The 14,428-nt window shown below is 68.4% G+C and carries 16 protein-coding genes; 5 read left to right on the top strand and 11 right to left on the bottom strand.

Annotation, left to right across the window (positions count from 1 at the left end):
- Window positions 1-235: 235 nt before the first annotated feature.
- Window positions 236-853: a PolC-type DNA polymerase III gene (locus WS57_RS28540; protein ID WP_009687534.1), complete on the bottom strand. Its 618-nt coding sequence runs from the start codon at window positions 851-853 to the stop codon at window positions 236-238.
- A gap of 185 nt (window positions 854-1,038) precedes the next feature.
- On the opposite strand from WS57_RS28540, the gene thpR reads away from it, so the two are divergent.
- Window positions 1,039-1,665 (top strand): RNA 2',3'-cyclic phosphodiesterase, encoded by a 627-nt coding sequence (thpR, locus tag WS57_RS28535; protein ID WP_236871977.1) that lies wholly within the window; start codon window positions 1,039-1,041, stop codon window positions 1,663-1,665.
- Window positions 1,666-1,732: 67 nt separating this feature from the next.
- On the opposite strand, the gene WS57_RS28530 is transcribed toward thpR, so the two are convergent.
- The 10 genes from WS57_RS28530 to WS57_RS28485 form a co-directional block, all read right to left on the bottom strand.
- Window positions 1,733-2,188, bottom strand: a complete 456-nt coding sequence (locus WS57_RS28530; RefSeq protein ID WP_040127619.1) for an NUDIX hydrolase — start codon at window positions 2,186-2,188, stop codon at window positions 1,733-1,735.
- Window positions 2,189-2,237: 49 nt separating this feature from the next.
- Window positions 2,238-3,122 (bottom strand): NAD(P)-dependent oxidoreductase, encoded by an 885-nt coding sequence (locus tag WS57_RS28525; protein ID WP_069245178.1) that lies wholly within the window; start codon window positions 3,120-3,122, stop codon window positions 2,238-2,240.
- Window positions 3,123-3,450: 328 nt separating this feature from the next.
- Window positions 3,451-3,735, bottom strand: a complete 285-nt coding sequence (locus tag WS57_RS28520; protein WP_009687538.1) for a gamma-butyrobetaine hydroxylase-like domain-containing protein — start codon at window positions 3,733-3,735, stop codon at window positions 3,451-3,453.
- A complete protein-coding gene (locus WS57_RS28515; protein WP_069245177.1) occupies window positions 3,732-4,724 on the bottom strand; it encodes a HEAT repeat domain-containing protein in 993 nt (330 codons plus the stop codon). The genes WS57_RS28520 and WS57_RS28515 overlap by 4 nt, the downstream gene beginning before the upstream one ends.
- Window positions 4,725-4,761: 37 nt before the next feature.
- The gene (locus WS57_RS28510) at window positions 4,762-5,550 is read right to left on the bottom strand and encodes an ABC transporter ATP-binding protein (RefSeq protein WP_009694826.1); all 789 of its coding nucleotides are present in this window, start codon (window positions 5,548-5,550) and stop codon (window positions 4,762-4,764) included.
- Window positions 5,547-6,422 carry an ABC transporter permease gene (locus tag WS57_RS28505; protein ID WP_059512817.1) on the bottom strand — a complete coding sequence of 292 codons (876 nt, stop codon included), beginning with the start codon at window positions 6,420-6,422 and terminating at the stop codon, window positions 5,547-5,549. The genes WS57_RS28510 and WS57_RS28505 overlap by 4 nt, the downstream gene beginning before the upstream one ends.
- Window positions 6,423-6,463: 41 nt before the next feature.
- The gene (locus WS57_RS28500; RefSeq protein WP_069245176.1) at window positions 6,464-7,888 is read right to left on the bottom strand and encodes an ABC transporter substrate-binding protein; all 1,425 of its coding nucleotides are present in this window, start codon (window positions 7,886-7,888) and stop codon (window positions 6,464-6,466) included.
- 50 nt (window positions 7,889-7,938) lie between these two features.
- The gene (locus WS57_RS28495; RefSeq protein WP_009694822.1) at window positions 7,939-8,184 is read right to left on the bottom strand and encodes a 4Fe-4S dicluster domain-containing protein; all 246 of its coding nucleotides are present in this window, start codon (window positions 8,182-8,184) and stop codon (window positions 7,939-7,941) included.
- Window positions 8,185-8,195: 11 nt separating this feature from the next.
- Window positions 8,196-9,935, bottom strand: a complete 1,740-nt coding sequence (locus WS57_RS28490) for a fumarate reductase/succinate dehydrogenase flavoprotein subunit (RefSeq protein WP_009694821.1) — start codon at window positions 9,933-9,935, stop codon at window positions 8,196-8,198.
- The gene (locus WS57_RS28485; RefSeq protein WP_009694820.1) at window positions 9,932-10,702 is read right to left on the bottom strand and encodes a GntR family transcriptional regulator; all 771 of its coding nucleotides are present in this window, start codon (window positions 10,700-10,702) and stop codon (window positions 9,932-9,934) included. The genes WS57_RS28490 and WS57_RS28485 overlap by 4 nt, the downstream gene beginning before the upstream one ends.
- A 318-nt stretch (window positions 10,703-11,020) precedes the next feature.
- On the opposite strand from WS57_RS28485, the gene WS57_RS28480 reads away from it, so the two are divergent.
- The 4 genes from WS57_RS28480 to ldcA all read left to right on the top strand — a co-directional run bounded on the left by WS57_RS28480 (window position 11,021) and on the right by ldcA (window position 14,413).
- Window positions 11,021-12,235, top strand: coding sequence for an MFS transporter (locus WS57_RS28480; protein WP_059512816.1), 1,215 nt, complete (start codon window positions 11,021-11,023; stop codon window positions 12,233-12,235).
- Window positions 12,236-12,383: 148 nt separating this feature from the next.
- Window positions 12,384-12,785: a DnaJ family domain-containing protein gene (locus tag WS57_RS28475; protein ID WP_009694817.1), complete on the top strand. Its 402-nt coding sequence runs from the start codon at window positions 12,384-12,386 to the stop codon at window positions 12,783-12,785.
- Window positions 12,782-13,363, top strand: a complete 582-nt coding sequence (gene tadA / locus WS57_RS28470; RefSeq protein WP_009694816.1) for a tRNA adenosine(34) deaminase TadA — start codon at window positions 12,782-12,784, stop codon at window positions 13,361-13,363. Before WS57_RS28475 ends, tadA begins: the two co-directional genes overlap by 4 nt.
- 111 nt (window positions 13,364-13,474) lie before the next feature.
- On the top strand, window positions 13,475-14,413 hold the full coding sequence (ldcA, locus tag WS57_RS28465; protein ID WP_009694815.1) for a muramoyltetrapeptide carboxypeptidase: 939 nt from the start codon (window positions 13,475-13,477) through the stop codon (window positions 14,411-14,413).
- Window positions 14,414-14,428: the final 15 nt, after the last annotated feature.

Raw genomic sequence — 14,428 nt, 5'->3', positions numbered from 1 at the left:
GCGGTGCAAAGGCGCCGACGAAGCATCGGCGGGCGTGCCTGCGGCTTCGCGAGGGCGGGAGGCCCGGCGGCCGTTGCGCGCGGGTCATGGTCGTCAAAAACTCGCGGTGAACGCGCCCGGTGTCGGTGTGACGTCAAGCTGTTCAGTCAGCCCGGGCGAGCAGGCGGAAATGTGATCTTCGTGACACATTAAACCGGATATGGGCTCACGAAGATTGCAATGTGCCCACGCACGCTCACCCGCGCGACCGCCCCAGCGAGCGCAAGTACGTCGGCACTTTCGCCTTGCTCGTCGCCTGTACCTGCGTCATCAGCGTGTGATCGATCCGGTCGAGTCCGTAGGTTCGGGCGATGTCGTGCTGCAGCCTGCACCAGAGATGACCGGCCATTTCCGCATCGACCATCGCGCGGTGCGCACGGCCCGATTTCGGCAACTGCAGCATCTCCGCGAGACTGGACAGACGATGGCTCCGGGCGTCCGGGTAGATGCGTCTCGCGACCAGCATCGTGCATGCGAAGGCGTGCTCGGCGCTGACATCGAGACGGCCGAGTTCGGCCTGCCAGAACCGTTTGTCGAAACCGGCGTTGTGGGCCACGACCGCATGCTTGCCAACGAACGCCGCCGCTTCTTTCATGACCTTTGCCGCGGGCGGGGCCGATGCGATCATGTCGTTCGTGATGCCGGTGAGCGCGACGACATCGGACGGGATGCGTCTGCCTGCATTCATCAGGCTTTGATAACGGTCGACGATCTGCCCGTCCCGGAGCAGGATGACGGCGATTTCGGTCGCGCGGTCGCCGAGATTCGGCGAAAGCCCGGTTGTTTCAAAGTCCAGTACCGCAACGGTTTGCATGGTCAAGTCCTGTTACTTCTCGCGGCGATTTGTGGTTCGGCCGAGAGGGTAGCATCTTCGCGCCGGCGATGGCCCCGTCCATGCCCGGCAGCGACCGGTTTTTGCCGTCTCGTCGTCACGGCGAGCGGGCCGGTCGCCGATTGACGATAATGGGCGCTTCGCACTGGTTTGCCTGCCATGCTGCCGTGACCCAGCTGACGCTACCCGGATTCGACTTGCCGCCACCGGCTCCCGAGCATCGCTTCTTCTTCGCGGTGATGCCCGATCCGGGCGCGGCCGCGCGTATTGCGGCGCTGGCCGAAGACTGCCGATCGGGAACGCCAGGAAAGGCAGAGGTGCTGCGCACCGAACGTCTGCACGTCACGCTGTATTCGCTGGGCGACTTCGCGTATGCGCCGGGTGCCGTCATCGCGCGCGCATGCGCCGCGGCGGATCGCATCGCTGCATCCGCCTTCCGCGTGACCTTCGACAGGATCGTCAGCTTCAACGGTCGGCCGGGCCATCAACCGCGGGTGCTGACGTCAAGCGCCGGCGCGGACGCGTTGATCGCCTTTCAGCAGCAACTTCGCGAGGCGCTGAGAAGGGCCGGCCTGCGTGTCTCGGCCGCGCGCTTCACACCGCACGTGACCTTGCTGTACGGTGAACGCGGGCCCGAGCAGCCCTGCATCGAGCCCGTTACGTGGATCGTGAACGAATTCGTGTTGATCCACAGCTGGCTCGGCAGGAAGCGCTACGACATCGTCGGGCGGTGGCCGCTGACGGGCGGAGACTCGTCGGCCGAGGCGCTTCGCCAGCGGTTCGATGCGGATTGACGAACTGATTGCGCGGTCGCCCGTCGGCCAGCGCGACAAAGACCGCGCCATCCCGCATTCACGACCCTTACCGCGCTTCGCCAAGCGCCGCCGCCCGTTCAGCTGCACGCCGCGCGACGTCCCGCACGCCGGCGCTCATCGGGAGATCGTCGCGATCGAGTTCGGCGACACCGAACCAGCGTGCATCGAGCGCATCGTCGCCGGCGACGGGCGTCCCGCGCAGCCATCTGCAGAGCACGACGACCAGCACGAAGTGGTAGCGCAGCGTGCCGTCGGCATCGCGGTCGAATGCATCGAGTGCGGTGAACACGTCCAGTGCCTCGACCTCGACGCTCGTTTCTTCGACGATCTCCCGCACGGCCGCGTCCGCGACCGGCTCGCCGGGCTCGATCTTGCCACCGGGAAAGCCCCAGCGGCCGGCGTCCGGCGGATTCGCGCGACGCACGAGCAATACGTCCTGCCCGCGAAGCACGACGCCGATCACGGCAGGAACGGGGCGGGCGGCGCGCGACGATTCGGACATGGCGTTCCTCAAGCGTGATCGCGGGCCAACCCGCGTGTATGCCGGCGGCTCATCGCGCCGCGTCGGTTCGCTGCTCGATCGCGCGGATCACGGCGACCATGTCGTCCGATCCGTGTCCGGCGCGCTCGGTTTCGCCGTACAGCGCATGGCAGATGTCGAGCAGCGGCGACGCGATGCCGATGCTTCTCGCCGCTTCGGCGACGAGGCGCGCGTTCTTCAGCACGTCGGTAATTGCCGCCTGCACCGAGAAATCCGATTCGACGAGCTTGCCGAGCTTCACGCGCGACACGTCGCTCGCCATCGGGCCCGCGTTCAGTACGTCGGCGAAGCGCGCGAGATCGATGCCGTGACGCTGCGCGAAATGCGTGGCCTCGGTCAGGCCCGTGACCATCGTGATCAGGAACAGGTTGACCGCGAGCTTCATCGTCAGCGCCGCCGGCACGTCGCCGCACACGAAGCTGTCGCGGCACAGCGGTTGCACGAGCGAGCGCACCGCGTCGACGTCGTCCGGCGCGCCGGCCAGCATCACGACGAGCTGGCCCGCTTCGGCCGGCTTGCGCGAGCCCGACACGGGCGCCTCGACGTAGCGGCCCGATGCGGCGGCGACTTCGTCGGCCAGCGTGCGCGAGTATTCGGGCGGATGCGTGCCCATGTTGACGATCGTGTGTCCGGCGACGCGGCGGACAAAATCCGCCGTGCCGCGTCCAAGAACGGCGTCGGTCGCCGCGTCGTTCGCCAGCATCAGGATCACGGTGCGGCACGCGGCGAACACGTCGTCGGGGCCGTCGGCCACGCGCGCGCCGGCGTCGCGCAAGGCGTCGTCGTTGCGGTTCGAGCGGCTCCACACGACCAGCGGCGTGCCGGCCCGGGCGAGATTGAGCGCCATCGGCGTGCCCATCACGCCGAGGCCGATGAATCCGACTGCTGTCTGCATGTGCGTGCTCCTGGAGAAGCGGAAACCAATGCCGCAGGCGTCAGTGTCGCAGCGTTTCGACGAGCGTGCAGATGGGAGCGTCATTCACCAAGGGGCGGGGACGCGCGGGGGCGCTCTCGTCAGTACGCGATGATGTCACGATCGCGCGTGGCGCGTGAGCGAGCGATGGGGCACGAACCGTGTCTGCCGCGATCCGAGTGAGATGGGGGACGAATGGCGGCGGCAAGCGTACACGGCCGCCTCCGGACGCGAAGCGGCCCGATGCGAGCAGCACCACCCCGATCAACCGCTGATCGAGACGGCCCGCTGCGCTTTCGCCGCACGCGTCTTACGCATGTGCGAGTTCCGCCAGATACGACCACGGATAGATGCCGCGCGCATGGCCGTCGCCGAACACGAGGCGAATGCCATACCCTGCGGCTTCCACACGCACCAGCGCAATGTCCGGCTGCACGGCGACGCTGCCGCCGTCATGGCGGATCCTGCGGCATTCGGCGCACGGACAGTCGCGGCGCAGCCGCGCATAGTCCACACGCTGCGCTTCGCGGTCCGGCCAGCGCAGCGTCATCGCGCGGCCCGCCGTGTCGAGCATGATGTCGGTCGGCGGCGTCATGGCGCTTCCCCGATTTGCCGGATCGCGATCCGCACGGCCTTGCGCACCTCCGGATCGCGATCCTCGAGCGCATCGTGCAGGGCCGGCAGCGTGGCCGGGTCGCGCAGCTCGCCGAGCGCGAGCGCGGCTTCCTTGCGCAGGTTGCTGATCGCATGCGCGAGCAGTGCGGCGACAGCCGGCGCGGCGGCCGCGTCGCGCAGCTGTCCGAGCGCGCGCGCCGCACGCACGCGCACCTGCCAGTAATCGTCGTCGAGCGCGGCGACGAGCGGTTCGCGAGCATGGGCGACGCGCAGCTTGCCGAGCGTCGCGGCTGCTTCCTCGCGCACCTGCCATTCGCGGTCGCGCAGCGCGGCAAGCAGCGCGGCCGAGACAGCCGCATCGCCGGGCGGTGCGAACCCGACGGCGCCCACGGCGACGCGTCGCACCTCGGCATCCGGATCGTCGGTCGCGACGCGCGCGAGCGGCGCCAGCGCGCGCGGCTCCCGCAGCCAGCCGAGCACCGCGACGGCTTCGCTGCGCACCGCCGCGGCCGCATCGTCGAGCGCATCCAGCGCCGGTTCGAACGCATCCGCAAAACGCAGCTCGCGCAGGCCGCGCAGCACGGCGCCGCGCACGAACGGTTCGGGGCGATCGGCCCAGCGTCGCAGCACGGGACCGGACGCGGCGTCCTTCAGCTCGGACAGGCTCTGCGCCGCAGTGGCGCGGACTGCGTCGTCCGGATCGAGCAGCGCGCGGCACAGCGCGTCGACGACGTCGGGCTGTTCCCACGCGCCGAGCACGCGCGCGGCCTCGTGACGCACGTCGGCCGATGGATCGTCGTGCAGCGCCGCGACGAATGCCGGCACGAGGTCGGGATCCTCGAGGTCGGCGAGTTCGTACAGCGCAATGCGGCGCACCGACGGATCGGGGGCGGCGAGGCGCGCGACGAGCGCGGCAGCGTCGTGCTCGTGCGCATCGGGTGACGGGAATGCGGAGGAGTAGGCGGTCATGGGCGAAGGGTCGAAGCGGTGAAGGAGCGGCGCGGGATCATCCCGCGTCGCGCAGCAGCGCGAGGCAGCGGCGCTTGATGTCGATGAACGCGGGATCGGTCGTGCTGTCGTCGGTGCGCGGCCGCGCGAGCGGCACCCGAATGTCGGCGACGAGGCGTGCGGGCCGTGGCGACAGCATCAGGATGCGATCGCCGAGGAACAGCGCCTCCTCGATGTCGTGCGTGACGAACAACACGGTCGTGCCGATCCGCGACCAGATGTCGAGCAGCAGCGTCTGCATCATCCGGCGCGTCTGCGCATCGAGTGCGCCGAAAGGTTCGTCCATCAGCAGGATGCGCGGCCGGTTGATCAGTACGCGCGCAATCTCGACACGCTGCTGCATGCCGCCGGAAAGCTGGGCCGGGTAGTGCGCGCCGTAGCCGCCGAGCCCGACGAGTTCGAGCAGTGCAGCCGCTTCGCGCCGACGTTCGCGCGCGGGCACGCCCTTCATCTTCAGGCCGAACGCGACGTTGTCGATCACGCGTTTCCACGGAAACAGCGTGTGCTGCTGGAACACGAGCCCGCGATCGGGATGCGGGCGCTCGACCGGCACGCCATCGACGACGATCTCGCCTTCCGTGGCCGCGACATGGCCGGCGAGCGCGCCGAGCAGCGTCGATTTCCCGCATCCCGACGGCCCGAGCACGCAGACGAATTCGCCCGGCGCGATATCGACGTCGAGCGCATCGAGTGCGGCGAAGCGCGCGTGCGGCGGCCCGAGTTCGATCGTCAGCGCCCGCACGCCGACGCGGCCCGGCGCGGGCGAGGCAAGCCCGGCCGCGCTCACGACCGGCCTCCGCGCGGCGCATACCACGGCGTGAGGGCCGCGCCGATCCGCTTGACGAGCAGGCTGCTGCCCATCCCGAGCAGGCCGATCAGCGCCATCCCGACCACGATGTCCGGATAGTTCTGCAGCGTATAGGACTCCCATGTGAAATAGCCGATGCCGTACTGGCCTGCGATCATTTCGGCGGTGACGAGGCAGAACCAGGCGGTGCCCATGCCGATCGACAGGCCCGTGAAGATCGCCGGCGCGGCGCCGGGCAGGATCACTTCCGCATAGAGCGCGAGGCCGCGCGTGCCGAGGCTGCGCGCGGTCGCGACGAGCCGCGGGTCGACGGCCTCGGCGCCGTGCACGGTGTTCAGCAGGATCGGGAACAGCGCGCCGACGAAGGTGATGAACATCATGCTGAGCTCGGACGACGGAAACATCAGGATCGCGAGCGGAATCCACGCGACGGCAGGAATCGGTCGCAATACCTCGAGCGGCGGCAGCAGCGTGTCCTCGAGCGCGCGGTAGCGGCCGATCGCGAGCCCGAGGCCGATGCCCGCGACGGCCGCCGCGACGAATCCCGCCAGCACGCGCGTGACGCTCGCGAGCAGGTGCATCGGCAGCTTCGGCGATTGCAGGAACGACCAGAGCGCCGGGCCGACGTCGGTCGGCGCGGGCACGTTCGCGAACGTGACGATGCCGAGTGACAGCCGCCAGTGGACGGCCGCCTGCCACAGCGCGACGCATGCGGCGAGCGACGCGATCCGCGTGGCGCGCCGGCGCAGCGAGTTGGAACGATCGCGCGTGGCGGCGCGCGACGCGAAGCCGTCGCTCGTGCGCGGCGGGTCGGGGAGACGACGTTTGGCGAGTTCGAAGGTGGCGGCCATGCGAATGTCCGGTGTCGATGAGTGGAGAAGGAGCGCGAGGCTCAGCGTGCAGCGAGCGCCTGTGCGGCGCCGGTCTTCGCGGCCGCGTAGTCGACGACCGCGCCCGATACCTGCTGCGCGTATGCGTCGGCGCCCGTCTTCAGCAGGAACGCGGTGAGCGTGCCGCGCGCGTCCTTCACGTACCACGCCTGGTCGGCGAACAGCTTCAGGCCGCTTGCATGGTCGTGCACGTACACCGCGCGCACCTTCGCGGCCGGGCCGAGCTTCTCGAGCACGGCGAACGCGGCGGCCGGGCTCGCGTAGTGACGCACGGCTTCGTCGCCGGCGAGCCAGACCTGCGCGACGTCGTTGAAATCGCGAATCGGCTTGCCGGTCGATGCATCGTTTGCGACGAGCGGCTGCTTGCCGTAATGCCTGAGCGCCGCATCGTAGTCGAGCCCCGACGCCTTGAAGGCCGCGCGGATGTAGCGATCGTCGATGAAGGTCGCGGGATCGGGCGCGGTGTCGGTCTTCTTCAGCAGCTTGAGCGTATCGATCGCGGTGGCGACGGCCTGCCGGTATTCGGGCTTCCAGGTCAGGCCGCGGGTCTGGATGCCGAGCGGCCCGTGATACAGGTAATCGACCGGCGCGTCGATGCCGGTGACCTTCTCGATCAGCAGGCTGTACTTCTCCGGGTTTTCCGCGAGCAGCCGGTTTGCCTCGATCACGGCCCGCAGGTACGCGACGACCACTTCCGGATAGCGCTGCGCATAGGCGGCATCGACGAGCGCGCCGTGGAAGGTCGGCGCGTGGCTTTGCGCGCCGTCGTAGATCTTGCGGGCGATGCCGCGGTACGGGAACAGGTCCGCGAACGGCACGAAATCTGCATGCGCGTCGATCTTGTTCGCCTTCAGCGCGCTGCCGGCCACCTCCGGCGCCTGCGTGACGATGTTCACGTCGGTGTCGGGATTCCAGCCTTGCGCCTTGATCGCGCGCAGCAGCATCCCGTGCGCGGTCGAGGCGAACGGCACCGAGATCGTCTTGCCCTTGAGGTCGGCCAGCGAGCGCGCCGGCGAGTTCGTCGGCACGACGATGCCGTTGCCGCTGCCGTCGATGCTGCCGTCGAGCACGGTGATGAACACGCTGCTGCGGCCGGCCTTGCGGAACGCCGCGCCGTTCAGTGCGCCGGGAAAGTCGGCCATCGCACCGAAGTCGAGCTTGCCGGCGACCATCTCGTTGGTCAGCGGTGCGCCGGAAGTGAAGTCCTTCCATTGCACGTCGTATTTCACGTCGCGATACTTGCCGGTGCGCGGCAGGTACTTGTCGAGCAGATGCAGTTCGCGAATCAGCAGGCCGCCGGTCGCGCAGTTGATCGTCGTGTCCTGCGTTCCGATCGCGACGCGAATCGTTTCGGCATGCGCGAAGCCGGCAGCCGCGACGGCGAGCGATGCGGCGAACAGGCGAAAAATCCGTAGCGTGGGGTTCATGATGTTCGGAATCCGGAAAGGGAGAATCGATGCGCCGGTCTTGCGCCGGGTCAGCGCAACAGGTACGGGATGTCGACCTTGACCGCGCCGGTCGGGCAGTCGCGCTCGCACGGCATGCAGTACCAGCATTCGTCGAACTGCATGTAGGCCTTGCCCTTGCTGACGTCGATCGCGAGCAGGTCGAGCGGGCATACGTCGACGCAGACGGTGCAGCCCTTGTCGGCGATGCAGCGTTCCTCGTCGATCGTGACGGGCGCGCTGCTGCGCAGGAAGATGTCGTGCGGGGTATGGGGCACGGTGAGGCTCCTCAGAGGGCGGCCGCGAGCGCGGCCGGTTCACGGATGCGCAGATGCGCGTAGGCGCTGCGCTCGTCGTCGGCGAGCGGCACGATGTACGGCTCGACCGCGCGCTTCTCGCTGCGCATCGTGCCGTCGGCACCCTTGCTCAGCCACGTGTGGCAGAACCACTCGGCGTCGTTGCGGTGCGGGAAGTCGACGCGGTGGTGGTAAAGCCCCCAGCGGCTCTCGGTGCGAAACAGCGACGCGCGCGCGGCCATTTCGGCGCAGTCGCGGATCGCGCGCACTTCGGCCGCGCGCATCAGTTCGTGCGGATGACTGGCCTTGATCGATTCGATATCCTCAGAAATGTCGGCAAAACGCTGCAGGCCGATTTCCATCTTGCGCGTCACCTTCGGCGGCTGCAGGTAGTCGTTCACCATGCGTCGCAGCTTGTACTCGACCTGCGCCGGCGCGAGGCCGTGGTCGCGCGCGAGCGGCGCCAGCACGCGCGCGCGTTCGGCGTCGACCTGTGCCCGGTCGACGGCCGCGTGGTCGCGACCGGCCACATATTCCGCGGCGTTCTGCCCGGCGAACCAGCCGTACGTGAAGGCGCCGAGCATGTAGTTGTGCGGGACGGCGGCCATGTCGCCCGCCGCGTAAAGACCGGGCACGGTCGTTTCCGCGCGCGCGTTCACGTAGACGCCCGAGGCGCTGTGGCCGCTGCAGAAGCCGATCTCGGAGATGTGCATCTCGACCATCTGGCGCCGGTAGTCGGTTCCGCGTCCGGCATGGAAGCGGCCGCGGCTCGGCCGCTCGTTGGTGTGCAGGATCTGCTCGATGGTCTGGATGGTTTCTTCCGCCAGATGGTCGAGCTTCAGGAACACGGGGCCGTTGCCACTTTGCAGCTCCTGGTAGAACTCCCACATCATCTGGCCGCTCCAGTAGTCGCATTCGATGAAGCGTTCGCCCTTGCCGTTCGCGGTGAAGCCGCCGAGCGGCCCCGTCACGTATGCGCACGCGGGGCCGTTGTAATCCTTGATCAGCGGGTTGATCTGGAAGCATTCGAGGTTCGCGAGCGCCGCGCCTGCGTGATAGGCCATCGCGTAGCCATCGCCGGCGTTGGTCGGGTTCTCGTAGGTGCCCATCAGGTAGCCGGATGCCGGCAGGCCCAGCCGGCCGGCCGCGCCGCAGCAGAGAATCACGGCCTTCGCGCGGATCACGTGGAAATCCGCGGTGCGGCAGTCGAAGCCGAGCACGCCGCTTGCATGGCCCTGCGCATCGGTCAGCACGCGGGTCGCGACGATCCGGTTCGTGATCGCGATGCGTGCGCGTTTCAACTGCCGGTACAGCACCTTCTTGATGTCGTGCCCTTCGGGCATCGGCAGCACGTACGAGCCCATGTGATGCACCTTCTTCACCGCATAGTCGCCGGTGCCGTCCTTTTCGAACTTCACGCCCCAGCGATCGAGCTGCTCGATCGTCGCGAAGCTGTGCGTCGCGTAGGCGTGGACCGCTTCCTGGTCGACGATCCCGTCGTTCGCGATCGTGATCTCGCGCGTGTACTGCTCGGGCGTCGCATGCCCCGGGATCACCGCGTTGTTCAGTCCGTCCATGCCCATCGAGATCGCGCCGCTGCGCTTCACGTTGGCCTTCTCGAGCAGCAGTACGCGCAGCGACGGGTCGCGCTCCTTCGCCTTGATCGCGGCCATCGGGCCGGCCGTGCCGCCGCCGACCACGACGATGTCGTATTCATGGATATGGGTATTCATCGCGGGTTCCTTGCTGGTTTGCGCGTCTTCTGCCGGTCGATGCGCAGCCGGTACTGGAAGGCGTCGCCGCGGAAGTAGAGATGTTCGTAGTCGATCGGCGTGCCCGACGCGTCGTGCGTCAGGCGCTCGATGCGCAGCACGGGACTGCTTTCCTCGACGCGCAGCGCCTCGACGATCTCGTCGTCGGCCAGGATCGCGTCGATCGACACGTCGGCGTGGCCGAGCGGTATGCCGCAGTCGTTCTCGAGGATCAGGAAGATGTCGCGGGTCGCGAGATCCGCGTTCGCGAGACGCTTGCCGAGCGCTTCCGGCACCCAGGTCTGTTCGAGCGACACCGGTTCGCGGTTCAGGAGCCGCACGCGGTGAATCTCGACGAGGGGCGCACCCTCCGGCACGTGCAGTTTCGTCGCCAGATGGCGGTCGGCCTTGACGGTGCGCAGGCTGCGCAACTGGTTGACGATCTCGTAGCCCATCGACGACATCGCTTCGGCGAAGCCCTGCAGCGACGTGACGTTCTGGAACGCCTTCGGCTTCGACACGAAGGTGCCCTTGCCGTGAAGCTTGAATAGCAGGCCTTCCTTCTGCAGATCGCCAAGCGCCTGGCGCACGGTGATGCGGCTCACGTCGAACATCGCGCACAGCGCGTGCTCGGACGGCATCCGGCTGTGCGGCGCATAGGTGCCGTCGAGGATGCGCGTGCGCAGCGTGTCCTTGATCTGCACGTAGAGCGGCGGTGGCGACAGCGGTACGACATTGGGTGGGGGCATCGGTCGACTTGTTATGACAAGATGGGGCGAGTGTAGCCAGCGCGATCGCGCGTCCCAACCAAGGATTTCTGCTTTCGACTTTCCGAATCCGGAAAAGGAGAGCGGGGTGGCCGTTCGAATAGGGTGACGTGAGGCCGGGTCCCCCGATCCGATCCGTCACCAAAATGGACGGGCGCTCGCCGGTTCGCCGGCGCGGTGCGCGTGCATGTCGATTTCCCGATGCGTCGCGCGTCGTATCGATGTCGACCGGGCCGGCGGCGGCGTTGACGCCGTCGGCGCCCGGCTCCATGGTGACCGATACGAACAAGGAGATGCCAGATGCCGCAATCCCGATATCGCTGGGTAATCGTCGCCGCGGGCGGCCTGATGGGCTGCATCGCGATCGGCGCGATGTTTTCGCTGCCCGTGTTCCTGCGGCCGATCGCGCGCGACACGGGCTGGTCGATGACCGGCATTTCCGGTGCGATGACGCTCGGTTTCATCGCGATGGCGTTCGCCAGCATGGCGTGGGGTGCGCTGTCGGACCGCATCGGCGCGCGGGCAGTGGTCGTCACGGGCGCGGTGCTGCTGGCGACGAGCGTTGCGCTCGCCAGTCGCGCGTCGTCGCTGCTCGCGTTCCAGCTGATCTTCGGCGTTGCCGTCGGCAGCGCGACCGCCGCATTCTTCGCGCCGGTGATGGCGTGCGTGACCGGCTGGTTCGACACGCACCGCAGCCTCGCGGTGTCGCTCGTGTCGGCCGGGATGGGGATGGCGCCGATGACGATGTCGCCGCTCGCCGCCTGGCTCGTATCGACACACGGCTGGCGCACGTCGATGCTGATCATCGCCGGGCTGGCGGCCGTCGTGATGATCCCGGCGTCGCTGCTGATCCGCCGCGCGCCGTCGCCCGACGCCGCGCAGCCGGCGCCGGGCGCGGGCGGTGCTGACGACGCGCCGATGTCGGTCGCGCACGCGCTGCGCTCGCCGCAGTTCGCGATCCTGGTGCTGACCAACTTCTTCTGCTGTGCGACGCATTCCGGCCCGATCTTTCATACGGTCAGCTATGCGGTGACCTGCGGGATCCCGCTGATCGTCGCGGTGTCGATCTACAGCGTCGAAGGGCTCGCCGGCATGGGCGGGCGGATCGCGTTCGGGATCCTCGGCGACCGGCTCGGCGCGAAACGCATGCTGGTCGCCGGGCTGCTGCTGCAGGCGTTCGGCGCGCTCGGCTACTACTTCGTGCGCACGCTCGACGGCTTCTACGCGGTGGCGACGCTGTTCGGCTTCATCTACGCGGGCGTGATGCCGTTGTATCCGGTGCTCGCGCGCGAGAATTTTCCGCTGCGGATGATGGGCACGGTGATCGGCGGCAGCGCGATGGCCGGCAGCCTCGGGATGGCGGCGGGGCCCGTCGCGGGCGGCCTGATCGTCGACGCGTTCGGCAGCTACGGCTGGCTCTACCTCGGTTCGTTCGTGATCGGCATCGGCGCATGCCTGATCGCCTTGACGTTTCGGCCGTTTCCGAAGGCGCGGACGCGGTCGGCCGTCGCGTGACGGGCACGTCCGTAAACAGGGCCGGAATAACGCCGCACAAGCACGGCGCGCGCGTACCGTCAATCGCATGTCGAGCATTCGTTCGAAGTGCCTGTCATACGCGCGTCACCCTGCTAGAATTCGGCTGCCGCATTGTTTCGATTGACCGATGAGATTGCTTGACGCCCTGGTCGAACAGCGTATTGCCGCCGCCGCCGCGCGGGGCGAGTTCGACGATTTGCCGGGTACCGGCGCGCCGCAAGCGCTGGACGACGACCTGCTCGTGCCCGAGGAGGTGCGGGTGGCCAACCGTATCCTGAAGAATGCGGGCTTCGTGCCGCCGGCCGTCGAGCAACTGCGCGCGCTGCGCAATCTGCAGGACGAGTTGCAGGCGGTCAGCGATCGCGCCGCGCGCTGCCGGCTGCAGGCGAAGATCCTCGCGCTCGACATGGCGCTCGAATCGCTGCGCGGCGGCCCGATGGTGATGCCGCGCGACTACTGCCGGCGCATCGCGGAACGTCTGTGCGAGCGCGGACTCGACGACGCGTCGGCCGAAGCGGGGCCGATGTGACGTCCGACGCGCTGCGCGACGCAGCGGCCGAACCTGCCGCCGAATCTCCTTCTCCCGAACAAGCTGCGCCCGTATCGGCGCGCGACGTGCACTTCATGCGTCTTGCGCAGGCCGCGGCCGAAGAGGCGCGGGCGGCCGGCGAGGTGCCGGTCGGTGCAGTGCTGGTGCGCGGCGACGAAGTGATCGCGCGCGGCTTCAATCACCCGATCGGCGGACACGATCCGTCCGCGCACGCGGAAATGGCGGCGCTGCGCATGGCCGCGCAGCATCTGCAGAATTACCGGATGCCCGGCTGCGAACTCTATGTGACGCTCGAGCCCTGTTTGATGTGTGCGGGCGCGATCATGCATGCGCGCATCGCCCGCGTCGTCTACGGCGCGGCCGATCCGAAGACGGGCGCATGCGGCAGCGTGATCGACGCGTTCGCGAATCCACAGCTCAATCACCATACCGAAGTGACCGGCGGCGTGCTCGCCGACGAATGCGGCGCCGCGCTGAAGTCGTTCTTCGCCGAGCGCCGCCGCGCGCTGCGCGAGGCGCGGCTGGCGCGCGACGCGGCGTCCGGCGGCGCATCGTAGCCGTCCCTTCGTCGTGTCCGGCCGCCGCGAGCCGGGCGCGATGCCGGTCCGTGAACCGGGCACGGTTCGGACCCTCTAAACAGGTTTGACGACCCGACACCTCCTCTCGCCATGTCCTTCCAGCCCGCCGCGTCCTATACCATTCGCCTGCTGGCGCCCTCCGGCTATCCGCACGACCCCGACGCGATCAATCGCGCGCTCGAACGCCTGAGCGGCGCGCAGCATCGTATCGAGAATCTCGAGGCGACGCAGCGCCGCTTCCAGCGCTTCGGCGGCACCGACGGCGAGCGGGCGGGCGACCTGAACCGTCTCGCCGATCCCGCGCGTCCGCTGCCGGACATCGCGCTCGCGGTGCGCGGCGGCTACGGCGCGGCGCGCATCCTGCACGGCCTCGACTATCGCGGGCTCGAAAGCCGGTTGCGCGACCAGCCGATCGCGCTCGTCGGCCACAGCGATTTCACGGCGATCCAGCTCGCGCTGTACGCGAAGGCGCGCATCAAGACCTTCGGCGGCCCGATGCTGTCCGCCGATTTCGGTGCGGAAACGCCGAGCGACTTCACGATGCAGCACTTCTGGCAGACGCTGTCGCAGCCGACCACGACGATCGTCGCCGAAGCGCCGCAGGTGCAGGCCGTCGACGTGACGGGCACGCTGTGGGGCGGCAATCTCGCGATCCTCACGTCGCTGGTCGGCACGCCGTACATGCCCGATATCGAAGGCGGGATCCTGTTCATCGAGGACGTCAACGAGCAGCCGTTCCGGATCGAACGGATGATCTATCAGCTTCACCTGTCCGGGCTGCTTGCCCGCCAGCAGGCGCTCGTGCTCGGCCAGTTCACCGGCGCGCGGCCGTTCGAGTACGACAACGGCTACGACATGCAGGCGATGATCGAGCAGGTGCGCGCGGTGATCGGCATTCCGGTCGTCACGGGGCTGCAGTTCGGCCATGTGCCGGACCTGCTGACGCTGCCGTTCGGCGCCCAGGCGCAGCTCGTCGCGAATGCGCACGGTTTCCGGCTGACGCTGTCGGATTATCCGCATCTCGGTTGAGGTCCGGCACGCGCG

This window comes from Burkholderia pseudomultivorans, from assembly GCF_001718415.1.
Taxonomy (GTDB): Bacteria; Pseudomonadota; Gammaproteobacteria; order Burkholderiales; family Burkholderiaceae; genus Burkholderia; species Burkholderia pseudomultivorans_A.
This window is presented reverse-complemented; position numbering and strand designations above follow the sequence as displayed.